Consider the following 21518-nt stretch of genomic DNA (forward strand, 5'->3'; position numbering starts at 1 on the left):
ATGTCCATGTCTGAAACTAAACAAATTGTAGTAGTCGGCGGCGGAATTACAGGTCTCGCTGCCGCTTACTATTTACAAAAAGAAATCAAACATCAGCAGCTTCCTTATGAGGTTAAGCTGTTGGAAGCGAGTGATAAATTAGGCGGAAAAATCAAAACGGAACAGAGGGATGGCTTCACGATCGAACGAGGACCGGATTCCTTTTTAGCCCGAAAGAAAAGTGCATCGGAGCTCGCTTCTGAAGTCGGTCTTGGCGATAAGCTGGTTCCCAATGGTACTGGTCAATCGTATATTTTAGTGAAAAATAAGCTTCATAAAATGCCGAGTGGCTCTTTTATGGGAATTCCGACGAAAGTACGTCCGTTTCTGTTTTCCGGTTTGTTTTCCCCAGTCGGGAAAGTGAAAGCCTCAAAGGACTTCGTCAAATCGAAAGGCGCTCAGCAGGACGACCAGTCACTTGGTCATTTTTTCCGTAATCGTCTTGGAGATGAAGTAGTTGAAAATCTGATTGAGCCGTTATTATCCGGAATATATGCCGGCGACATTGATAATCTTAGCCTAATGTCCACGTTTCCAAATTTTTATCATCTGGAACAGGAATACGGGAGCTTGATTAAAGGCTTGAATAAAACGATGCCTGCCCGAAAACCTGTTAAAAAAGGCAAAAAGCCAAGCATGTTTTTAACGTTGAAAGATGGTTTGGAGTCGTTGGTAGAGGCGGTTACTGACCATCTTGACGAAGGTACAGTCCATACGAATAAAGCGGTAGATCACATTGAAAAGAAAGCCAGCCATTATAACCTGTTATTAAATGACGGAACTGTCATGGAAGCAGCCTCCGTGATTTTGGCTACGCCTCATTTTGCCGCGGAGCGGATGTTAAGTAAACATGATTTTATGAAGCCGTTCCAGGGGATGCCAGCTACATCTGTCGCGAACGTGGCGCTGGCTTTCGATGCCTCTGCGGTCAAAAAAGACATAGATGGAACCGGATTTGTGGTGTCCCGTAACAGTGATTTCCGCATTACTGCCTGTACATGGACGCATAAAAAATGGCCTCACTCAACGCCGGAAGGAAAAGTCCTGCTCCGCTGCTATGTCGGGAAACCGGATGACCAGGAAGTCGTTGACCTATCTGATGGAGAAATTGTTGATATCGTCCTGAAGGATCTCAATAAAACCATGAACATTACCGCTGATCCGGAATTTTCCGTTATTACCCGCTGGAAAAATGCGATGCCGCAATACACGGTTGGTCACAAACAGCGAATGAATGAAATACAGCAAGCAATGGAACAGGAACTTCCAGGCGTGTACCTGGCAGGAGGGTCCTATCACGGCGTCGGTGTTCCCGACTGTATTGACCAGGGAAAGGAAGCAGTCGAAAAAGTATTGAAATACCTGAAATAATAATTTTCATGAATGCAGTATAACGCCAAGCTCAGAATTTAATTCTGGGCTTTTTTCTTCCTCTATAACCGTTCTAACATTAGTTATTATTCTTTCCATTTATAGGTGCGGTTGAAGCACATTGTTACCGCTAATACTACAGATGACCATCGATATAAGAAAAGAGGTTATCTTATGAAAAAGCTTATCACACAGGGATTTTCCCTGTTTTTAATGACATTTCTAATTGCTTGTGCCGCAGGAAATGACGAGGGAATGCGCGATGTAAACAATGATCCGCAGCAGGTTAACTTTGGTCCTGATGATTTTACTCCAAGGCAGGATAACATCCAGCGGGATGAATATCGCTTTTTTACTGACTATGATCTTGGAGAATATACACAACGGGACAACTATGAGAATCCTAATGGCAGTAACTATCCGAACGGGGATAACGTAACGCCGGACAATCGTAATGACGAAACAGATCAGAACCAGCCGCAACAGCCTCAGGGAGATTCAAACGTTAATGATATCCAACAGCAAGTTGTTGATCTTACCAACAAGGAGCGGGAAAAGAATGGTCTTAAACCGCTCAAAATTGATACGGAAGTGATGGAGGTCGCACAGGAAAAGTCAGAAGATATGGCGGAAAATGATTATTTCAGCCATAACTCTCCGACTTATGGCAGTCCTTTTGACATGATGAAAGACTTTGGAGTCGACTATCAAAGAGCGGCAGAAAACATTGCAGCCGGTCAGCAGACGCCTGAAAGTGTCGTAGAAGGATGGATGAACAGTTCTGGACACAGGAAAAATATTTTAAATGGACAGTTGACACATATCGGTGTCGGTTATGATGCGAATGGGGATTACTGGACCCAAATGTTCATCAGAAAATAAATATGAATAAAAAGAATTCCGCTAACTGGCGGGATTCTTTTTTCGTAAAGAAATGTTTAGAACAGAGGCTGAATTTTTCTTGAAGAGATGAAAATCTGTTATAGTCATGTTAATACAAAACATAAAAAATAGGACAGCTATATAACAGCTGTCCCAAGGTGAAAGGAAATCATCGCAAAGGATATTCGATTAACAGCACTTAGCGTGCTGGATGATCGCATTCATCACAAAGGTTGCCGTAGCAGTCTGCTTTCTCATCAATGGCATTACCACAGCTTGCACACTGTTTACGTGGAAGATTTTTAAAGAATTCAACAATACTCATCATGAAAATCGCCTCCTGATTTTGTGTTTGAAGTTAGTATACCCATATTGTAATATAACAAAACACAGAATACAATAGGCTGTTATAAAACAATTTTAAAATAGTAAATATGTTGGAAAAAGGAGGAACTCATATGAAAGTGACTGTCATTGGCTATTGGGGAGCTTATCCGGCAGTTAAAAGTGCGACATCATGCTATTTATTCGAACAGGATAACTTTCGTTTGCTGGTGGATTGTGGCAGTGGGAGTATGTCCAGATTGCAGAAATTTACTGATCCTTTTCAGTTAGATGCAGTACTTATTTCCCATTATCATCAGGATCACATTGCGGATGTTGGCGTCCTGCAATATGCCTGGCTGGTACAGAACACCTTACAAGACACTAATAGGAAACTGCCAATTTATGGACATCCGTTTGATACAGCGAAGTTCAACTCGTTATCGCATCAGTACACAGAAGGAAAAGCGTACGATCCAGCGGAAACTCTAAGTATCGGACCGTTTACGGTGAAATTTCAGGAGACGAACCATCCTGTTCCCTGTTACGGCATGGCAATCTCTCATGGTGAAGATAAAGTCGTTTATACAGCTGATACGAGCTTTTCCGAAGAGTGGATTCCTTTTGCTGAAGGCGCCGATTTATTAATTACAGATACAAATTTTTATAAAGGAATGGACGGGGCTGGTCCAGGCCATATGACGAGCGAGGAAGCAGGTGCTATTGCAGAAAAAGCAGGAGTTCATAAGCTATTGCTCAGCCATCTTCCTCATTTTGGTGAACACGGCCAGTTGGTCAAGGAAGCGAAAGAGAGGTATGAGGGACCGGTTTCGCTTGCAAGGGAAGGGTGGACATGGAAGAGCCGATGAATTGTTTCTTTTGAGGGATTTAATTACAATGGTAGGTGGCAGAATAAATGAAAGGGCTGATTGTCATGCTATTTATTGATAATGAGGGAATCAATGACCCGCGAATCAATCTGGCTATTGAAGAATACGCACTGAAAAATTTAGATATCAACGAAACATACTTATTGTTCTATATCAATAAACCATCGATCATTATTGGAAAAAACCAGAACACCGTAGAAGAAATCAATACCGACTATGTAGAAGAGAACGGAATTCATGTGGTTCGTCGTTTGTCAGGCGGTGGTGCTGTTTATCACGACCTTGGTAACTTGAACTTCAGCTTCATTACGAAAGATGATGGGGATAGTTTCCATGATTTTGCGAAGTTTACGGAACCTGTAACAAAAGCGCTTAAGAAACTTGGCGTCGATGCTGAGCTTTCCGGACGAAACGATATTACGGTTGATGGCCGTAAAATTTCCGGTAATGCGCAATTTTCCACGCGCGGCCGTATGTTCAGCCATGGAACCTTGATGTTCGACTCGGAAGTTGAGCATGTAGTAAAATCATTAAATGTAAAAACGGAAAAGATCAAATCCAAAGGCATTAAGTCGATACGAAGCCGTGTTGCTAACATTGCCGAATATCTGGATGAAAAAATTACGATGGACGAGTTCAAGCGTCTTATCCTTCGTTATATTTTCGATGTGGAAGATGTAAAGGATGTGCCGCAATATAAATTGACTGAAGAAGATTGGGAAGCCATTCACAAGTTGTCAGAAGAGCGCTATCAGAACTGGGAATGGAATTATGGCAAATCACCGAAATTTAATATCCAGCATACGAAGCGGTATGAAGGGGCAGGCAGTTATGATGTCCGCCTTGATGTAGCGAAGGGTATGATTAAAAACGTGAAAATTTACGGGGACTTTTTCGGCGTAGGTGATATTAGTGAAATCGAGGAGCGTCTGATCGGTACAAAGTATGAGAAAAATGCTATCTCGGAAGCATTGGCTGATGTAGATATTTCCCATTATCTTGGCAAAATTACAAAAGAAGATTTTCTCAATATCCTTTATTAATACCAGTGAAAAGACTCCTAAATACGGGAGTCTTTTTATTTGACCAAAATCTATAATAATTAATCCCTTGTTGCAGGAAAGTTTTCGGTATTTTATAATTAGAATGAATATTTTTTACAGAATGGTGAATGACCATTCATTCATTTTATTGCGAAGGGGGACGCATTATGAATATCAGTGATCAATTATCATTGACGGCTAAGCAGCAACCAGACAAGGCAGCGTACATATTTCAGGATAAGGAAACCAGCTATCAGGAATTAGAAGTAGCCGTCACAAAGTTTGCTTCCAGTCTTAAGCAGCTTGGTTATGGAAAAGGGGATCACATCGCATTGGTCGTTGGTAATAGTCCGTTTTTTGTTATTGGTCTGTATGGAGCTTTGCGAATCGGAGCCACGGTAATCCCAATCAATCCGATTTATACGGTTGATGAAATGAGCTATATTTTGAAAAACGGAGACGTAAAAGGCGTTATTACGATGGATGTCCTGCTCGAGAAATTTGAACATATGGATGCAGCCATTCCGGGAATCAGGCATTATTTTGTTGGAGAGACCGGAGGAAATCCGGACTGGGAACAGGCTTCTTTAAGTGGAAAAATGAAACCGTTTACAAATGCTGTCGGAGCAGGAAGTTTGGAGCTGGAACGTCCGGAGCTTAACGACGAGGATACCGCTGTTATTCTCTATACTTCCGGAACGACCGGAAAGCCGAAAGGGGCGATGCTCACCCATAGAAACATCTATTCTAATGCCAAAGATGTTGCGGACTATCTGGAATTTACCAATGATGACAGGGTGATTGCTGCACTGCCAATGTTTCATGTTTTCTGTCTGACTGTTGCCTTGAACGGTCCTTTGATGAATGGGGGGACTGTACTGATTGTGCCAAAATTCTCTCCGCAGGATGTTTTTACAATTTCTCAAGAGAGGAAGGCTACCGTATTTGCGGGCGTGCCGACAATGTATAACTACCTGCTGCAAACCGGAGATGACATGGAGGAAACGTTCAAGCATAACCGTCTCTGTATTTCCGGCGGTGCTTCGATGCCAGTTGCACTTTTGAAAGCATTCGAGAAAAAATTCGATGTCATCGTTTCCGAAGGCTACGGTCTTTCTGAAGCCAGCCCTGTTACTTGCTTCAACCCGCTTGACCGCCCTCGGAAACCAGGATCGATCGGCACGAGTATTAAAAATGTCGAAAATCGTGTCGTGGACGAGCTCGGAGAAGAAATAGCACCAGGGGAAGTCGGAGAGTTGATCGTTAAAGGCCCGAATGTGATGAAGGGCTATTACAAATTGCCCGAAGAAACCACTGTCGCTATTCGAGACGGATGGCTGTATACCGGGGATATGGCGAAAATGGACGATGAAGGGTACTTCTACATCGTCGACCGCAAAAAAGACATGATCCTCGTTGGCGGCTACAACGTTTATCCGCGCGAAGTGGAAGAAGTGTTGTATGATCACCCTAACATTTCGGAAGTAGCAGTCATCGGAGCCCCTCATCGGGATTCTGGTGAAACGGTGATCAGCTTTGTCGTATCCGATAATCCTGACTTGAATGAAGAACAGGTGATCACATATTGTCAGGAACACCTGGCAAAATATAAAGTACCAACCAGTGTGGAATTTTTAGAAGAGCTCCCCAAGAATACGACAGGTAAAATTTTACGTAGAAACCTGCGCGAAAAGATCACTCAGTAAGAAAAACGAGGCCCCGGTGCGGGCCTCGTTTTTGTAGGAGAATATCTTCTTGTTGATTGTCTCATATATTATGATGCTGTCTCATAAAATTTTAAATTTGTCTCATAAAAATTCCAATCTGTCTCTCTTATTTTCGAAATTGTCTCTCATCTTATTGTGATTTCTCTTATCTGGTAAGATTGTCTCTTATAGCGTGGTTTTATCTCAAAAAATGACTGCCGCGATTGCAGCTTGAAATCAGTCAACGTTCCTCATAATTCGTTTGAATACTTTTTCTTTATCGAAGCCTTCCCCCATGGAAAACTTCTCCATCAGGTAATTATCCTGGTCGATCAGGTAAGTGAACGAATCGTGTACAATATAGTCGGTGCCACGGTCTTCAAAGCGGAAGCGGAAAGGTTCTGCGAAAGCTTTCGTGTCGTCTAACGAGCCTCTTAAGAAAGTCCAGCCATTTTCATCCGGGCTTATGGCGTACGTCTCCATGTATTTCTGAATGCGTTCTGGCGTATCTTTTTCCGGGTCGATCGATATAGAAATGAATTCCACTTTATCTCCATAAACGCCTTCTTCTTTCAGCATCTCTCGAAGGTGCATCATCCGTTGGGTGGTGAGTGGACAGACATCCGGGCACTGGGTGTAATAAAATTCGATAAGCCGTACTTTCGGTTCCATGTTTTCAAACTCATAGCTTTCGGCTGAGGCCGTTTCAAGCAGGACATCCTTCGGCAGCTGGACACCGGAATCACGCCAAACCTCAATGTACAGAATACCGAGTGTGATTCCGATGGCAATGATCCCGGCAAACATGACATAATATCTTTTTTTCATCATAACTCCCCCTGCATCATTACGAATAGAATATACTTTTATCATACAATGTTCTGGTAGGGGAAATAGGGGAAACTCGTGACGAACTGATGACAAAAATTTGAAGACAAATTCACAATTTCAACTGAAATCCGAATTAATTTCAAATAAATGAGAATTTTATGACAAAAACTAACAATAGCGCAAACGTTTTTGCGGTGTACCGCAACACTTTTTCGGTGAAGGAATACCAGGTATATATTAAAATAAAATCATGAGTTAGTTGTTAATCACCTCGGTGGTTGACAACAGATTGGAAAAGCTTCCCAAGCTTTTTCATGGATTTAATTCCCTCACTCAAAAGTTTAACCAGTCGTCTCTTTGGCCAATATCCACCGTTTGGATATTGGTCCTTTTTTTATCTCTTTTTTTACATAGTCTCTGTTCAAGTAAAGCTCCCTTTAGTGGAAGACTCAGTTTTAAGATAAGTTGTTTCCGTTACGTTAGTAGCGGTTTGGAGGTCCGGGAAATCACTCGCTTTCCATGGGCGTACGGTGAGCTTCCTCGGGCTTAAAGCCCTGCGGGACCCCACAATATCTCGAAATCAAGTCTTCGACTTTTCGTCCCTTTAATTGAATAATTCTCTTATGAGAAATCAACAACAACGCTCAAAAGAGTTGTTGCATAAAAAAACTCCTCAATATGCCGTGAGGAGTTTGTGGTCATTTTTTTGATGGTGGCTGGTAGGTGATTAGGAATTCTTCGTCCGTGATGTAAAAGTCGCGGTCAGGACGGTAAGGCAGCAGTTTTAACGTTTCGAGTTTGTAGTAGCTGACTCGTTTGTAGGGATCGTTTTCTATGATGGGAAGTTCCTTTGTTGCTTTCATATATTGGTCGACGGCGCGCTGGACATGGTCGAGATCTAGCGCGAGCTGTTTTTCTTCTTCCGGAAAAATTTCATAGGTCTCCCGCGACATATAGTAGGTCTCTACCGGGATACCTTTCAGGTAAGGGGCAATCAGGTCGTAGTCGATCGTCAAGTCTTCTTTAATAATGACACTCAGTTCGACGCCTTTTGGAAGCTGGCTGGCATAGACATTGACTGCCTTTCGAACTTCATGGATTGGAATACTGCGCTGCTCATAAACTTCTGTCGGTTTTGGAGCAGGCTTTGATTTCTTTTTCTTCCACATAACCATCCCTCCTTGTTTAAAAACGATGTAACAGGCACACACTAACAGTGGAGGTGTGTGCGAAATGGACAATAGCCAATTAAATGAACGGGAACTCGATATCTATACCTGTATCAACCCTGAGTTCGGATGGCCGGATGATGACTGTTGGCATGACGGCCATAAAGAAGAATTAGAGGCGAGGCAGGTTCCTTCAGCTCAATTATAGCAGACAGAAAAGCCACTCCCTGATAGATTGAAAAAATTTTGTGAAAAATTAGGACTTTTTTCATGTTTAGTGGTACATTTAAAGAGCACGAATTCTTTTAAGTCAGAAAGGAAGATGACATGAATGAGTCCGATTAAAAAAGATACGTTTGAGATTACAGCGCAGACCCTTGCTCTGGTGGCAACAGCTACGTCTTACGGAAAGGTTTTGACAGAGGTAATTGAAACCGGTGCAAGGCATGAGCTTCCCGTCCACCCAAGCCGGCTGGTTGACGAAGCATGCCGCTATTTCGCTTCCAGTCTGCCGGGACGCTTAGCCGGTACGAAACAAGTTGCCGGGTTTACTCATAAACCTCCGATTGTAATTTCCCAGTCGATGGGCATTTACTTCTTTCCTACAATTTCTCCGAAACGAAAAGACTGCTCCTGGATTTCCCACAGCCATATCCGCTCTTTTGACAGCCTTGACGGCTACCAGACCACTATCGAATTCACCAATGGATCCTCCATCGTTGTCCCTGTTTCACCGGGCATGATTGCCAATCAGATTCAACGTACCGCCCAATTCCGTTTCCTTCTTGAAAATCGGATCAAGCATTCTTCTCTGTATACTGCGGAGCAGATCGCAGAGCCTTTTGCATAAGTTCGTACAGGATATTTTCTACTTTCTTACGGATTGCCGGATTGAAATAATTGCGTTTTTCTTCATAGCCATGTGCGAGGAACAGGAAGGAAGTGAAGGAATCGTTCTTGCTGATCTGGACGACCTGAAGTTTTTCCCGATCCATTCGGGCACGCAGGTTTCTTCTTTCTGTGCGGGCCTCTGATTCCATTTTTCCTAACAACTCCAAATAGTGTTCCTTGATTTTGAATTGTCCTTTTTCGATGTGCCGCCGATCCTGCTGGATGACTACTAGTGCCATCGAAAGAAAAAGGTAGCGGGAGGTGACCTCCAATTCTTCTTCTTTTAAATAGCGCATGACGTTTCCCTCCGTTGCGAACATGTGTTCTGTTATAAGTATTATAGCACGAACGGAAAAAAAGTATGCAAGTTTTTTCTGGAAAATTTGGAAGCACTCCACTGAGCGAGGGAAATTTAGGGTAAGCTATATACGAGAGCAGCTATTGCATCAATCAATAGTCAAAGCGGCTGTTTTTGATTAAAATGGAAACATAGGAATGAATTGTACAAGCTAAGGAGCTACTTTCGATGTATATCTATACCCTGAATTTTGATAAATTCCAGCAGATGTATGAAGATGATAAACTGTATGAATATATCATGGCCCAGTTGGAAAGGTACGAAGCACTCGGTCCCCTGCCTGGTATCCTGCTGCCGATGATTGAGGCATTCCTTCCAATCCTCCCCCTGGTTGTATTCGTTTTGGCAAATGCGGTCGCTTACGGATTGCTGAAAGGCTTCCTTTATTCCTGGATTGGAGCCAGCGTCGGAGCGGTTATTGTGTTTACGATAATCCGCAGGCTGGGAAAGAAGCGATTCATGCAGTTCATTGCCAATCATAAACAGGTGAAAAAGGTCACGACCTGGGTGGAGAATCATGGCTTCGGTCCATTATTTTTATTAATGTGTTTCCCGTTCTCGCCTTCCGCGATCATCAATGTCGTGGCTGGATTGTCGGGAGTCAGCAGGCAGCAGTTCGTGCTGGCGGTCCTGCTTGGAAAATCGGTGATGATTTTCACAATTGCCTATGTCGGAGAAAGCATTACATCTTTCGCCCAGAATCCGGTGAAAACAATTGTAGTTGCTGTGTGCATTACGTTATTCTGGGTGCTTGGAAAGTTTCTGGAAAAGTGGCTGCAGAAAAAAGCAGAACGGAAACGTTACCAAAACGATTAGATTATGTCAAAAGCGGGTAAGATGTTGTTAGCACACACCGTGGAGGCATAAAGAATGAAAAAGAAGAATTTTTGGCGAGTTTTCCGTACTGTTTTGTTTGCGCTAGTGATCGCCTTTTTGTTCCGGTCGTACTTGTTTGCCAGTTATGTGGTAGATGGAGAGTCGATGGAACCGACGCTGTATGATGGAAACTTGTTGATGGTCAATAAAGTGGTTTATGACTGGCAAGGAATCGATCGGCAGGATGTCATCGTATTTCACGCCAACGAAAAAGAGGATTATGTGAAACGAGTGATCGGCCTACCAGGGGATCACATCGAATTCAAAGATGATACGTTATATATCAATGGTGAGGCACAGCCGGAAGAATATTTAGAGGCACTCCGCCCGGATGACGGTAAATTATTTACGAAAGACTTCACGCTTGAAGAAGTGACTGGTAAAAGTGAAGTACCAGAAGGCCACATGTTCGTGATGGGCGACAATCGTCGCGACAGCCTGGACAGTCGTTACTTCGGATTTGTATCGATGGACACCGTCGTTGGGAAAGTCGATGTCCGGTACTGGCCAATGTCGCAATTAGCGATTCAATTTTAAAAATAAAATAACATGATCAAACGAGCAGCCCTGCAGGCCGATTCATTTCGCCGGCAGGGTTTTTTCCTGCTTAGAATATATCTGATAAGATACCAGGGTGAAACAGGCGAACAAGACGGCTATGACATAAACAGCCGATTCCAGAGGCAGGAATGGAGCAAGGAAAGAACCGACGCTTGCACCGGATAACAATACGAACGAGTAGATGGATAGGGCGCTTCCTCTGTTTGTGACAGTACTAGTGCCGATCAGGACGATAACCATCGGAATCGTCACCGAAGTGGAGGCGATCATCATCACCGAAGCCCAGATAAGTGTGGCGGTTGACAGACTGACCATAGCAGGGATGAATGCCCCCATCATCAAGCTTAAAAATAAGCATAACAGGATAGCCGGATGGAGGTGTTTTTGCATACGACTGACAAAAAAAGCAGGAAGAACTCCGATCAGACTGAGCATCCGGAATTGCTGCAGGGTCAAGGGCAGCTGTTCCGATCTTTCTTCCATATACCATTCAAAACTGCTGTAGAAGAGCATGATGGTAAATAGTAGAAAGAAGCTGATCAGGTAGAGTTTTCGCAAGGAAGATTGCTTGAAAAATGATAGAATGGTAGTAAGTGAAATCGAGGCATATTTCCTATCTACAGCATCAGCCGGACGTAAAGCTGCTACCATGAATAGAGCACAGCATAAGTAGGAGATGCCGAAAACGACAAACACCATGGGATAACCGTAGGATGAGCCGAAAAAGCCCGAAACCAGCTGGCCGAATATCCCTGCAAACAAAAATCCGGTGTTGATCATGGCAATGACAAAAGCCTGGTGCGACCCAGAAAAACGTTTAAACGTATAGCTGAATGCAGGCGGTGCAAAGCTCGCGGCAAAGAAACCCTGCACTGCCCGCAGTACCAGCAGGATTCCAAGGGAGTCGGTCAAGGCGATCAGAGCGGTGACGAATGTGACAGCAAACATGCCGGACTTAAGAATTCGTGCATTGGAATAGAGGTCAGCGAGGACACCAAAGCACAGCAGCCCGCATGCATAGAAGATGATGAACAAGGTGCTCGTCAGAGAGGTTAAGGCAGGTGTTGCCGCAAAATGTTCGGCAAGGGCAGGGTGAAGGGGCAGCATCGTGTACAAATTGCTGGCGATGAATATCCCGGAAACGATCAGCACCATCGCCTGGAAGGTTTGCTTCATGATCTGTCATCCTCTCATAAGCGATAATATAATTCACGATATGTAAAAGGTATCACTATGTGCATAATGAAGGGGGAAACCATTCGATGGGAATCCGATTCATACTCGGACGGTCCGGAGCAGGCAAAAGCTCGGCCGTCATGGAAGAAATCGAAGCAAAGTTAAAAGAGGACCCAAAAGGCCCGCCGATTATCTACCTAGTCCCGGATCAGATGACGTTCCAGCAGGAATATGCTCTATTACAGCGGGATGGCATTGAAGGTTCGATCCGCGCTCAGGTTTTCAGTTTTTCCAGGCTGGCATGGCGGGTGCTGCAGGAAACGGGAGGGAATACCCGGAAGTACATAAGTTCTACCGGCATCCAGATGATGCTTCGGAAAATTACGGAAGAGCGGACATCGGACTGGCTTGTTTTTCAAAAAGCGATCGAAAAGCAGGGGTTCATGGAACAACTGGAAGGGATGATTACCGAATTTAAACGTTACCGGATTACTCCGGAGGTGCTCCATGGGCAGATGGAAGCTATTGATCAGTTCACACACCAATATGTCAGTGAAATCGCTTTGCGCAATAAGCTTGACGATTTAAGCTATATATATGATCGCCTGGACCATGCGCTTAGAGATCAATATATGGATGGGGAGGATCAGTTGCAGATGCTGGCGGATAAAATTCCGACGGCGCGTTTCCTGGAAGGCGCGGAAATTTATATTGACGGTTTCCATAGCTTCACCCCGCAGGAAATGATGGTCATCGAAGGTTTATTGAAGCGGACGAAGTGTGTACATGTCGCCTTGACGCTTGATAAGCCGTCTGTGGCTGATCGCTCCGAGCTCGACCTATTTCATGAAACGGGAGAAACTTATGAAACATTAGCTGCCATGGCTGAAGAACAAGGCATTAACTTTGATGGGACGACGATTCTTGATAACAAGCAAGGCAGGTTCAAAGACAGGCCGCACTTTTTGCATATGGAAAACTATTTTGATGAACGCCCGGCTCCTCCTTATGAAGGGGAGGCACCGATTCAAATCGCAGAAGCAGTCCATCCTCGTGCCGAGGTCGAGGGGGTAGCACAGGAAATCCTTCGCCTGGTCAGGGATGAAGGTTACCGTTACAAAGACCTTGCTATTTTGATGCGGGAAGCAGTGACGTACCATGACCTGATTACAACTGTTTTCAAAGATTATGAGATTCCAGTCTTCCTGGATGAAAAGCGGACGATGCTCAATCATCCTTTGATCGAATTGATCCGTTCCGGGCTGGATGTTGTCGAAGGAAATTGGCGTTATGATGCGGTGTTCCGACTCTTGAAGAGCGGCTTCAGCCTGGCAGACGACCGCCAGTATCCGCTTAACGAGGATGCCATTGATGAATTGGAGAACTATGTCCTTGAATATGGCATTCGGTCCCGTGAGCGCTGGTGCAGCAAGGAACCATGGGTATACCAGCGTTTCCGCGGCTTCGATCAGGCTTCCCAGACCGATGAGGAACGGGCGAAACAGAACCGGCTAAACCGCTATCGCAGCCAGGTAACTAACATTCTCGAAACATTTGACGAGGGGTTGAGAGAAGCGAAGACGATTGGGGAAAAATGCCGCGTCATCTACACTTGGCTGGAGGCGATGAATGCCCCAGGGCAGTTGGAAAAATGGCGGGATGACTTTGATGAAAACGGTCAAATTGAGCGCGGTCGGGAGCAGGAACAGGTATGGGATGCGGTATTGCAGCTTCTTGATGAAATCGTTGAGATGGCTGGTGAAGAAACGATGTCTCTCCAGGTATTCCGCAACACGGTGGAAAGTGGTCTCGAGTCATTACGGTTTTCTCATGTTCCGCCAAGTATGGATCATGTCATCGTCGGTACTGTCGACCGATCAAGAATCTCTGGTATCAAGGCCGCCTTTTTGCTTGGAGTAACCGAAGGCATCTGGCCAATGAAGCCTTCAGGTGATGGGATGATCAGTGAGGAAGAACGTGATTTATTAGCGACACATGGCCTGAAGCTCGCTGACGGCAATAAACGGCAGCTGCTGGATGACCGCTTTTATGTATATCTGGCGCTGACGATGCCGCGCGACCGGTTGTGGATCAGTTACCCGCTCAGCAATGAGGAAGGGAAATCGAAAACGCCATCACCGATTATCCGCCGGGTGGAAGAATTGTTTCCTTGCTGTCACGATCATATCCTGCTTCAGGATCCTGACGACCTGGAAGATGCTGACCGTTTCATTACTACAAAAACAAAGACAAGAGGGGCACTTACGGCACAACTGTCCCGTTATTTGAAAGGGTACAGCATGCGTCCGATCTGGTGGGATGTCTTCAACTGGTACGTCCGGCATGAACAAAAAGGCGGGCTCACCAACCGCATTCTTGAGAGCCTTTTTTATCAAAATAAGCCGGTGAATTTAAGCAGGGAGACGACAGAACAACTGTATCCGAAGCAGGTAAAAGCGAGTGTGTCAAGGCTTGAAATGCATAACCGCTGTTCTTATCAGCACTTTGCCAGGTACAGCCTGCAGCTGGAAGAGCGGAAAACCTATAAATTGGACGCCCCTGACATCGGTCAGCTTTTCCATGAAGCCTTGAAAAAAATCACCGAGTGGATCCAGGCAGAAGGAAAAGACTTCTCACAACTGGATAAACGAACGAGTACCCAGTATGCGACCCGTGCCGTTACAGAATTGGCACCGATTCTTCAGCATCAGATTCTGCACAGCTCCAACCGGTATCAGTACTTACAGCATAAACTGCAGAACGTCATTGCAAGAGCGGCGTTTGTATTGAGTGAACAAGCAAGAAACTCGAGATTCTCGCCTGTTGGAATGGAACTTGGCTTCGGACCGAAAGACGAACTCCCACCGCTGACACTTGATTTGCCGAATGGATTTGAATTGATGCTCAGGGGCAGAATCGACCGGGTTGATAAAGCACTCAATCAGGACGACTTGTTTCTTCGGATCATCGATTATAAATCAAGCGCCAAAGGGTTGAACCTGGTGGAAGTCTATTATGGATTGGCGCTTCAGATGCTGTCTTACCTTGATGTCGTGCTCACTTATGCAGAACAGTGGCTTGGTACCAAAGCATCGCCTGCCGGGGTGCTATACTTCCATGTGCATAATCCAATGATTTCCGGCAAGCAGAAAATGGAAGACAGTAAGATTGAAGATGAAATCCTGAAGAAATTCAAAATGCAGGGCTTACTGTTGGAAAATCAACAGATTGTTCAAATGATGGATACGAGCCTGGAAAAAGGGACAAGCAACATGATTCCGGCTGGCCTCACGGCTAAAGGCGGGTTTTACAAAAGTTCCAAAACGGCGGACTTGGATATGTTTGAACGCCTGCAGGGCTATATTCGCGACATCATGATACAGGCAGGTACGAGTATCACCAATGGAAAAGTAAAGCTGGACCCATTCCAGCATGACCAGCAGACAGCTTGTACGTATTGTTCATTTCGCTCTGTCTGTCAATTCGATCCAACATTAGAAGAAAACAAATTCCGCAAGCTGCAAGCTATGAAGGATGAGGAAGTCTTAGAGCGGATTGCGAAACAAGAAAGAGAGGGGGATGTCTAATGGTACGCTGGACAGAAGAACAAGAACGGGCGATTCATACAAGCGGCAGGGATGTACTTGTCTCAGCAGCGGCAGGCTCCGGTAAGACCGCTGTTTTGGTTGAACGGATCATTCAAAAGCTGCTGCATTCAATAAAACCGGTTGATATCGATTCCCTGTTAGTCGTAACTTTCACCAACGCAGCTGCCCAGGAAATGAGAAGCCGTGTCGGTCTGGCGCTTAGCAAAGCCCTCGAGGACAATCCAGAATCCAATCACTTAAAGAAACAGTTATCCCTGCTTCAGACGGCATCCATTTCCACCCTGCACTCCTTCTGTATGGAAGTCGTGCGCCGGTATGCTTACCTGCTCGATATCGATCCCAACTTCCGGATCGCGGATGATATTGAAGCCGATCTTCTGCAGCAGGAAGTGCTGGAAGAATTATTCGAAGACTGGTATGGAAAAGAAGGAGAAGAGAGGGAAGCATTCTTTGCAGTCGTCGACCGTTTTTCCAACGATCGCAGTGATTTGGAAGTGGAGTCATTGATCATCGACTTATACACGTTTGCGATGCAGAATCCATCCCCGGAAAACTGGCTGGATCAGATGGCGGCGATGTATCATATTACGGGAGATACCGATGAATCAGACCTGCCTTGGCTGAAAATGCTGAAGAGGGAAGTGGACAGCCAGCTCGATGCAATTCAGCTGGAGGCGGAAAAAGCGTTGGAAGTCACCAGGGAAGCAGATGGTCCTTATCATTACGCCGAAACAATCGATGCCGACCTTGCCATGATTCAGGAAGCGAAAGGGCTTGCCGGCATGTCATGGGAAAAACTTCAGGAATTTATGCAGACGAGCAAGTTTGCCCGGCTATCCGGTAAAAAGGCGGATTGCGATGAAGCAAAAAAAGATCAGGTGAAAGCGATACGGGACAGCTACAAGAAGCGATGGAATGACATGGCTGGCGAGTGGTTTACGCGTTCATTAGACGGTCATCTTGCTGATATGAAGGAATTACATCCTGTCATTGCCCAGCTGGTGACATTGGTCAAAGACTTCCGCGACCGCTACACTCGCCTGAAAAGGGAAAAAGCGATCGTCGATTTTTCCGACCTGGAGCATTATTGCTTAGACGTCCTGCGTGACGATGCATCTACCGCGGATCATCTAATTCCATCAAACGTCGCGTTTGATTTCCAGGAAAAGTTCTCCGAGGTACTCGTTGATGAGTATCAGGATACGAACCTTGTCCAAGAAACGCTTCTTTTACTACTGACTGGTGGAGACCGGGGTGGAAATCTATTCATGGTCGGTGATGTGAAGCAAAGTATTTACCGGTTTCGCCATGCCGAACCAACTTTGTTTTTGGACAAATACCAGCAGTTCAAAGAAGATGAGCATCCTGGGGAGCGAATTGATTTAGCTCGTAATTTCAGAAGCCGGAAGCAGGTGCTGGCAGCAACAAACTATATATTCCGCCAGATTCTCGATGAAGAAGTCGGCGAGATGAACTATGAGGCCGATGCCGAACTTATTTACAGCAATACCATCTATGATGAACTCACATCATCGGATACGGATGCAGAGTTATTAGTGATTGACAGGGAGGCGTCGGACGACCAGCCGTCAGAAGATGGGGAAGACTATCGTGACTTGGAAAAAGCACAGATTGAAGCCCGTGCATACGGCCAGCTAATCAAAACGTGGATCGGTCAAAATGAACAGGAGCCGCTACAGGTCATTGATAAGGAAACTGAATTTCAGCGCCCGGTCCAGTACCGGGATATCGTGATTTTGATGCGCTCGATGACGTGGGCGCCTACGATTGTCGATGAACTGAAACAGCAGGGGATTCCGGTTTACGCTGAATTGTCCTCCGGCTACTTTGAAGCGATTGAAATAAAAATCATGTTAAGCCTCTTAAAGGTCATCGATAACCCACAGCAGGATATCCCGCTGGCATCGGTGCTTCATTCACCGATCGTCGGACTCGATGAAGAACAAATGGCGCAAATCAGGCTTGCTAAACAGCGCACGACTTACTATGATGCGATGAAAGTTTTCAGTGGGGAAAAGGAGATAAAACATAAGATTGACAGGTTCTTAGAACAACTGCATTCTTGGCGGGTTCGTGCGCGACAGGGGGCATTGTCAGAGCTGATTTGGGAAATCTACCGGGAAACCGGCTACTACGATTTTGTCGGCGGAATTCCAGGGGGACGGCAACGTCAGGCGAACCTGCGTGCGTTGTATGACCGGGCACGTTCCTATGAAGCTACTTCCTTCCGGGGGCTGTTCCGTTTCTTACGATTCATCGAGCGGATCGAGGAGCGGGGTGATGACCTTGGTGCCGCCCGTGCTTTGGGGGAACAGGAAGATGTGGTACGGATCATGACCATTCATAAGAGTAAAGGGCTCGAGTTCCCGGTTGTTATTCTCGGCGGAATGGATAAACAGTTCAACCAGATGGATCTCCGGTCGAAATACCTGCTGCACAAAGATTATGGTTTCGGGACCCGCTACATCAACCCGGAAAAAAGGATAATGTATCCGACACTTGCTTACCACGCTTTAAAACGGGAAAAACTTCGCGAACTGCTGGCGGAAGAGATGCGGGTTTTATATGTCGCATTGACAAGGGCGAAAGAAAAGCTCGTCATGGTAGGGAACGTCACTTCCTTTGAAAAAAAGCAGGAGAAATGGCTGGAATTCCTGGAGCACCCGAGCTGGGTATTGCCACCGCATTATCGGCTGGAATCAAAAAGCTATCTTGATTGGGTAGGGCCAGCTTTGATTCGCCACCATAAAACGGAGCCGTTACGCCATCCGGAGCTTGAAGTGAAAACTTCTGAGGAAATATGGCAGGATGAATCAGAATGGCGGGTAGAAATCAAGCATGGCAGTGCCTATAATCAGTTGGAGGAGTTAGAAAAGAATCGTGATGAGCGTTTGAAAGATGCTGTCTACGGTTGGAAAGAAGTAGATGGGAATGGGGAGTCAGAGAGAGTAGACCGCCGATTGAATTTTGCCTACCCCTATCGTCAGGCCGCAAATTCCCGGGCTAAGCAGTCGGTAACCGAACTGAAAAGGCAGCGGGAAGAATTGGATGAATATAGCAGCAATGAAATTGTGCTGCCGTTCAAAGCACCGATTATCAAGCGTCCGCGTTTCATGCAGGAAGAGAAGAAGCTGACGGCAGCAGAACGGGGAACTGCGATGCATACAGTTATGCAGCATTTGCCGTTCACAAGAAAATATTCAGAACGCGAAGTCCGGGAATTTGTGCTGGAATTAGTGGAGCGGGAAGTGCTCCGTCCGGAAGAAGCGGATGTTATCGATAATGCAGCAATTGCAGCTTTTTTCGATACTGGGATGGGGGAATTCGTTCTTCAAGCGGATCATTTGCAAAAAGAGGTTCCTTTCAGTTTGACGCTTCCGGCTCATCAAGTGTACCGTGACTGGGAGGGTGAAACTGATGAACAGGTCTTCGTTCAAGGTGTCATCGACTGTGTCATACCATATGAGGGGGGATGGCTGATTCTTGATTATAAAACCGATACGATTAACGAAGAGGTAACCGGGGAGCTGAAGGAAAAGCTTTCTTCCAGGTATGAAGTGCAATTACAGCTCTACCAGACCGCACTCGAAAAGATATGGAAAGATCCAGTCGTGGAAAAGTGTCTTTATTTTTTCGATGGGCCACTTTTGCTTTCTACGGAGCAGGTTAAAAGATGATACGGCAATTCGATGACAAAACGTGCGATTTATGCGGAAGGTCACCGGTTACGACGACCGCCCACCACTTGATTCCAAAAGAGTATGGAGGAGCGGATGGGCCGACTGCCCAGCTGTGCAGGGCCTGTCATCGACAAATCCACGCCTTATTTACGAATGAAGAACTGGCAGTTTTTTATCATACATTGGAGCGGCTTGCCGACCACCCGGATATGGCAAAGTATTTGCGCTGGGTGAAAAAGCAGGACCCGCAGAAGAAGATTACGACCAGGAAATCGCATCGAAGGCGTGACCAGCGGTGAACATCAAAATAAATTGTTTTTGCTCATAAAAAAGACGCTGCGCTATTTAGCTGCAGCGTCTTTTTTATGCATTTCCGGCAACATTCTGATCATTAACATCAGGGTCGAACGGATTGGTGGAGCTGAATCCGTTATTCGTATTGATAAAATCTCCGGTATTTAAGGAACCGGAACCGGCGTTGGTTTTCGATGTGCTTTTCGGAGACAGGTAGAAAGCATCTCCAAAATTTATGACTCCACCGCCAACGCTGTTGATTTTTATGGGGCCGACAATCGATGGCATCTTACCCCTCCTTCAAAAAGGCTCTCATTCAGTCTATGCCTGTGTTTTCTTCTTGTTCATCCTGTAGGATTCGAATATGTTTCACACGTGCATCCGCATCCAGTTCATCAAGGCTGCCGATTTGTATCATGGAGGAAGTGGAAGCACCGTTTACGCGAACTCTACCAACGTTAATCGTTGGATTGTGATGGTAATGGATATCGTTGACAGCACCGGGGGGAGGAAGTCGTTTGAATTGTCTCGTGAAAAGTGGGAATTGCTCATAGGAATAGGCTTCTTCATCAAATCTTGCACCTTCTTTTTGGATGGCAATTACCCTTGCAAATGGCGTTGCCCGATGACTGTCACCGATGATAAAGCTTGTGCCATAAACGACATCGATAATTTTGATGTCATCCAACTTTACCAGCCGTTTATTCATCTTCCGTTGTCTCCACCGTGTTATCTGCTGTTCCGCTGTTTGTGCCTAAAGGAACGAATGGGCCGATAATCAAGGATTCTGCGGGCGTGTCGAAATAAGAATTTAGAAGTATTTGTTTATTATCTCCAATTAAAAATACAGAGGAAGATGAAATTCCCGTGATGTCTACATTCCCAACATGGAGTCCCCAATTATGGACAATAAAAGCCATTATTTATCTTCTCCTTTAGATTGTTCCAGGTATTGAGCAATAGAATGCTCAATTTCCGTCTTAATTTGTTGGACGACCACCTCAGGGCCTGGTTTCGGATTCTGGTTTTCATAGTGACCAATCCTGGAAGGCAGTTGATTGCGGATATCCTGAATGATGCTCTGCTCTTTTTGCTGATTCATATCTACTTGATGATGAGTGGCTAGACTGCGAATGATAGCACCGCCTTGTTCTGTCAAGTAGTGATCTAATTCCTCCAAAACCTGCTGATTGTCTGGTTTCGGTGCCGATTTCTGGATAGGATCCTGCTGGCGCCATAACGAAGCATCGTCAATTTCACTTAATTCTTGCGGCGTCAATCCGATATGAAGGGTGCCTTCCAATGACTCTATTTTCAACTGGTCAAAATTATATTCTATTTTTTCTATCACTGTCTTGGGCTGATCGGAATGGTTATGTTCAAGGGATTCTAATTTTTGATACAGGGCCTTGATTTCTTTCTGTTGCTCTTGAAGTTGCTTCATCATCTGCTCCATGTATTGCTGCCATGAACCGTAATAATTCATCCCATCACCCCCGTTAGAATTAGGCTATATCCCTAATTTATGCAGAAAACGATAAGCTGTGATTCTGAAATTAACCTCCTGGTGCTGAGAGTGGCACCATCGGCCCGCCGCCCGGGCCAATCGTACCAATTTCTCCTTCTTGTGGTTTTGCTAGAGGGGCAGGACCTGTAAAGCCGCCAGTATTATATAATTCGGCTCGGGAACGAATGGAGCCGGCACTACCGATTTGCAGGACAGATGAGTTTGTGACAGATTCAACTTTTAACAGGTTGATACAAATGGACTGGTGAATGGTAATACTCATGATGGACG

Annotated in this window: 22 protein-coding genes; 12 read left to right on the plus strand and 10 right to left on the minus strand. The window is 45.3% G+C overall.

Annotation, left to right across the window (positions count from 1 at the left end):
- The first annotated feature begins 6 nt into the window (after window positions 1-6).
- Window positions 7-1410: a protoporphyrinogen oxidase gene (gene hemY / locus FHS45_RS00415; RefSeq protein WP_062444254.1), complete on the plus strand. Its 1404-nt coding sequence runs from the start codon at window positions 7-9 to the stop codon at window positions 1408-1410.
- A gap of 174 nt (window positions 1411-1584) precedes the next feature.
- Window positions 1585-2292: a CAP domain-containing protein gene (locus FHS45_RS00420; RefSeq protein ID WP_062444256.1), complete on the plus strand. Its 708-nt coding sequence runs from the start codon at window positions 1585-1587 to the stop codon at window positions 2290-2292.
- Between the two features lie 199 nt (window positions 2293-2491).
- On the opposite strand, the gene yhfH is transcribed toward FHS45_RS00420, so the two are convergent.
- The gene (yhfH, locus tag FHS45_RS00425; RefSeq protein WP_082411990.1) at window positions 2492-2620 is read right to left on the minus strand and encodes a protein YhfH; all 129 of its coding nucleotides are present in this window, start codon (window positions 2618-2620) and stop codon (window positions 2492-2494) included.
- Between the two features lie 130 nt (window positions 2621-2750).
- On the opposite strand from yhfH, the gene FHS45_RS00430 reads away from it, so the two are divergent.
- From FHS45_RS00430 to FHS45_RS00440, 3 genes are all read left to right on the plus strand, one after another.
- On the plus strand, window positions 2751-3485 hold the full coding sequence (locus FHS45_RS00430; protein WP_062444258.1) for an MBL fold metallo-hydrolase: 735 nt from the start codon (window positions 2751-2753) through the stop codon (window positions 3483-3485).
- 65 nt (window positions 3486-3550) lie between these two features.
- On the plus strand, window positions 3551-4549 hold the full coding sequence (lplA, locus tag FHS45_RS00435; RefSeq protein ID WP_062447681.1) for a lipoate--protein ligase: 999 nt from the start codon (window positions 3551-3553) through the stop codon (window positions 4547-4549).
- 167 nt (window positions 4550-4716) lie between these two features.
- Entirely contained in the window at window positions 4717-6255 is a 1539-nt protein-coding gene (locus FHS45_RS00440; protein WP_062444260.1) for a fatty acid--CoA ligase family protein, read from the plus strand.
- Window positions 6256-6492: 237 nt separating this feature from the next.
- On the opposite strand, the gene FHS45_RS00445 is transcribed toward FHS45_RS00440, so the two are convergent.
- Together FHS45_RS00445 and FHS45_RS00450 are read right to left on the minus strand one after the other, a co-directional pair.
- A complete protein-coding gene (locus FHS45_RS00445) occupies window positions 6493-7083 on the minus strand; it encodes an SCO family protein (RefSeq protein ID WP_062444263.1) in 591 nt (196 codons plus the stop codon).
- Window positions 7084-7784: 701 nt separating this feature from the next.
- Complete coding sequence (locus FHS45_RS00450; RefSeq protein ID WP_062444264.1) at window positions 7785-8255, minus strand: DUF3939 domain-containing protein; 471 nt, start codon at window positions 8253-8255, stop codon at window positions 7785-7787.
- 64 nt (window positions 8256-8319) lie between these two features.
- Here FHS45_RS00450 and FHS45_RS00455 point away from each other — a divergent pair, with 64 nt between their 5' ends.
- Complete coding sequence (locus tag FHS45_RS00455) at window positions 8320-8463, plus strand: hypothetical protein (RefSeq protein WP_157620179.1); 144 nt, start codon at window positions 8320-8322, stop codon at window positions 8461-8463.
- A gap of 123 nt (window positions 8464-8586) precedes the next feature.
- Window positions 8587-9105: a competence protein ComK gene (locus FHS45_RS00460; protein ID WP_062444266.1), complete on the plus strand. Its 519-nt coding sequence runs from the start codon at window positions 8587-8589 to the stop codon at window positions 9103-9105.
- On the opposite strand, the gene FHS45_RS00465 is transcribed toward FHS45_RS00460, so the two are convergent.
- Window positions 9053-9442 (minus strand): YhjD family protein, encoded by a 390-nt coding sequence (locus FHS45_RS00465; RefSeq protein ID WP_062444268.1) that lies wholly within the window; start codon window positions 9440-9442, stop codon window positions 9053-9055. The two genes, FHS45_RS00460 and FHS45_RS00465, sit on opposite strands and share 53 nt — an antisense overlap.
- A gap of 230 nt (window positions 9443-9672) precedes the next feature.
- Between FHS45_RS00465 and FHS45_RS00470 the strand changes: the two genes are divergently transcribed.
- Complete coding sequence (locus tag FHS45_RS00470) at window positions 9673-10320, plus strand: TVP38/TMEM64 family protein (RefSeq protein WP_062444273.1); 648 nt, start codon at window positions 9673-9675, stop codon at window positions 10318-10320.
- Window positions 10321-10374: 54 nt separating this feature from the next.
- Window positions 10375-10917: a signal peptidase I gene (gene lepB / locus FHS45_RS00475; protein ID WP_062444275.1), complete on the plus strand. Its 543-nt coding sequence runs from the start codon at window positions 10375-10377 to the stop codon at window positions 10915-10917.
- Between the two features lie 42 nt (window positions 10918-10959).
- Here lepB and FHS45_RS00480 read toward each other — a convergent pair whose 3' ends face one another.
- Window positions 10960-12117, minus strand: coding sequence for an MFS transporter (locus FHS45_RS00480; protein WP_062444277.1), 1158 nt, complete (start codon window positions 12115-12117; stop codon window positions 10960-10962).
- An 86-nt stretch (window positions 12118-12203) separates the two neighbouring features.
- On the opposite strand from FHS45_RS00480, the gene addB reads away from it, so the two are divergent.
- The 3 genes from addB to FHS45_RS00495 are packed head-to-tail and all read left to right on the plus strand — an operon-like array spanning window position 12204 to window position 19725.
- Window positions 12204-15704 carry a helicase-exonuclease AddAB subunit AddB gene (addB, locus tag FHS45_RS00485; protein WP_062444279.1) on the plus strand — a complete coding sequence of 1167 codons (3501 nt, stop codon included), beginning with the start codon at window positions 12204-12206 and terminating at the stop codon, window positions 15702-15704.
- Window positions 15704-19423 carry a helicase-exonuclease AddAB subunit AddA gene (gene addA, locus FHS45_RS00490; protein ID WP_062444282.1) on the plus strand — a complete coding sequence of 1240 codons (3720 nt, stop codon included), beginning with the start codon at window positions 15704-15706 and terminating at the stop codon, window positions 19421-19423. The genes addB and addA overlap by 1 nt, the downstream gene beginning before the upstream one ends.
- Entirely contained in the window at window positions 19420-19725 is a 306-nt protein-coding gene (locus FHS45_RS00495) for an HNH endonuclease (RefSeq protein ID WP_062444284.1), read from the plus strand. The genes addA and FHS45_RS00495 overlap by 4 nt, the downstream gene beginning before the upstream one ends.
- A 64-nt stretch (window positions 19726-19789) precedes the next feature.
- Here FHS45_RS00495 and FHS45_RS00500 read toward each other — a convergent pair whose 3' ends face one another.
- From FHS45_RS00500 to FHS45_RS00520, 5 genes are all read right to left on the minus strand, one after another.
- On the minus strand, window positions 19790-20008 hold the full coding sequence (locus FHS45_RS00500) for a spore germination protein (protein ID WP_062444286.1): 219 nt from the start codon (window positions 20006-20008) through the stop codon (window positions 19790-19792).
- Window positions 20009-20036: 28 nt separating this feature from the next.
- Entirely contained in the window at window positions 20037-20429 is a 393-nt protein-coding gene (locus FHS45_RS00505; protein WP_062444289.1) for a spore germination protein GerPE, read from the minus strand.
- Window positions 20422-20640, minus strand: coding sequence for a hypothetical protein (locus FHS45_RS00510; protein ID WP_062444291.1), 219 nt, complete (start codon window positions 20638-20640; stop codon window positions 20422-20424). The genes FHS45_RS00505 and FHS45_RS00510 overlap by 8 nt, the downstream gene beginning before the upstream one ends.
- Complete coding sequence (gerPC, locus tag FHS45_RS00515; protein WP_062444293.1) at window positions 20640-21206, minus strand: spore germination protein GerPC; 567 nt, start codon at window positions 21204-21206, stop codon at window positions 20640-20642. Before gerPC ends, FHS45_RS00510 begins: the two co-directional genes overlap by 1 nt.
- Window positions 21207-21276: 70 nt before the next feature.
- Window positions 21277-21510 (minus strand): spore germination protein GerPB, encoded by a 234-nt coding sequence (locus FHS45_RS00520; RefSeq protein WP_062444295.1) that lies wholly within the window; start codon window positions 21508-21510, stop codon window positions 21277-21279.
- Between the last annotated feature and the right edge of the window lie 8 nt (window positions 21511-21518).

The sequence above is a fragment of the Thalassobacillus devorans genome (assembly GCF_011761345.1).
GTDB classification, from domain to species: Bacteria; Bacillota; Bacilli; order Bacillales; family Halobacillaceae; genus Thalassobacillus; species Thalassobacillus devorans.

Coding starts and splice junctions, on each gene's coding strand:
- FHS45_RS00520 (WP_062444295.1), bottom strand. CDS start 21,510: ATGAGTATTACCATTCACCAGTCCATTTGTATCAACCTGTTAAAAGTT.
- FHS45_RS00465 (WP_062444268.1), bottom strand. CDS start 9,442: ATGCGCTATTTAAAAGAAGAAGAATTGGAGGTCACCTCCCGCTACCTT.
- FHS45_RS00460 (WP_062444266.1), top strand. CDS start 8,587: ATGAGTCCGATTAAAAAAGATACGTTTGAGATTACAGCGCAGACCCTT.
- FHS45_RS00420 (WP_062444256.1), top strand. CDS start 1,585: ATGAAAAAGCTTATCACACAGGGATTTTCCCTGTTTTTAATGACATTT.
- FHS45_RS00450 (WP_062444264.1), bottom strand. CDS start 8,255: ATGTGGAAGAAAAAGAAATCAAAGCCTGCTCCAAAACCGACAGAAGTT.
- lepB (WP_062444275.1), top strand. CDS start 10,375: ATGAAAAAGAAGAATTTTTGGCGAGTTTTCCGTACTGTTTTGTTTGCG.
- FHS45_RS00430 (WP_062444258.1), top strand. CDS start 2,751: ATGAAAGTGACTGTCATTGGCTATTGGGGAGCTTATCCGGCAGTTAAA.
- FHS45_RS00510 (WP_062444291.1), bottom strand. CDS start 20,640: ATGGCTTTTATTGTCCATAATTGGGGACTCCATGTTGGGAATGTAGAC.
- lplA (WP_062447681.1), top strand. CDS start 3,551: ATGCTATTTATTGATAATGAGGGAATCAATGACCCGCGAATCAATCTG.
- yhfH (WP_082411990.1), bottom strand. CDS start 2,620: ATGATGAGTATTGTTGAATTCTTTAAAAATCTTCCACGTAAACAGTGT.
- FHS45_RS00445 (WP_062444263.1), bottom strand. CDS start 7,083: ATGAAAAAAAGATATTATGTCATGTTTGCCGGGATCATTGCCATCGGA.
- FHS45_RS00505 (WP_062444289.1), bottom strand. CDS start 20,429: ATGAATAAACGGCTGGTAAAGTTGGATGACATCAAAATTATCGATGTC.
- FHS45_RS00470 (WP_062444273.1), top strand. CDS start 9,673: ATGTATATCTATACCCTGAATTTTGATAAATTCCAGCAGATGTATGAA.
- FHS45_RS00495 (WP_062444284.1), top strand. CDS start 19,420: ATGATACGGCAATTCGATGACAAAACGTGCGATTTATGCGGAAGGTCA.
- FHS45_RS00500 (WP_062444286.1), bottom strand. CDS start 20,008: ATGCCATCGATTGTCGGCCCCATAAAAATCAACAGCGTTGGCGGTGGA.
- hemY (WP_062444254.1), top strand. CDS start 7: ATGTCTGAAACTAAACAAATTGTAGTAGTCGGCGGCGGAATTACAGGT.
- FHS45_RS00440 (WP_062444260.1), top strand. CDS start 4,717: ATGAATATCAGTGATCAATTATCATTGACGGCTAAGCAGCAACCAGAC.
- addB (WP_062444279.1), top strand. CDS start 12,204: ATGGGAATCCGATTCATACTCGGACGGTCCGGAGCAGGCAAAAGCTCG.
- addA (WP_062444282.1), top strand. CDS start 15,704: ATGGTACGCTGGACAGAAGAACAAGAACGGGCGATTCATACAAGCGGC.
- FHS45_RS00455 (WP_157620179.1), top strand. CDS start 8,320: ATGGACAATAGCCAATTAAATGAACGGGAACTCGATATCTATACCTGT.
- gerPC (WP_062444293.1), bottom strand. CDS start 21,206: ATGAATTATTACGGTTCATGGCAGCAATACATGGAGCAGATGATGAAG.
- FHS45_RS00480 (WP_062444277.1), bottom strand. CDS start 12,117: ATGAAGCAAACCTTCCAGGCGATGGTGCTGATCGTTTCCGGGATATTC.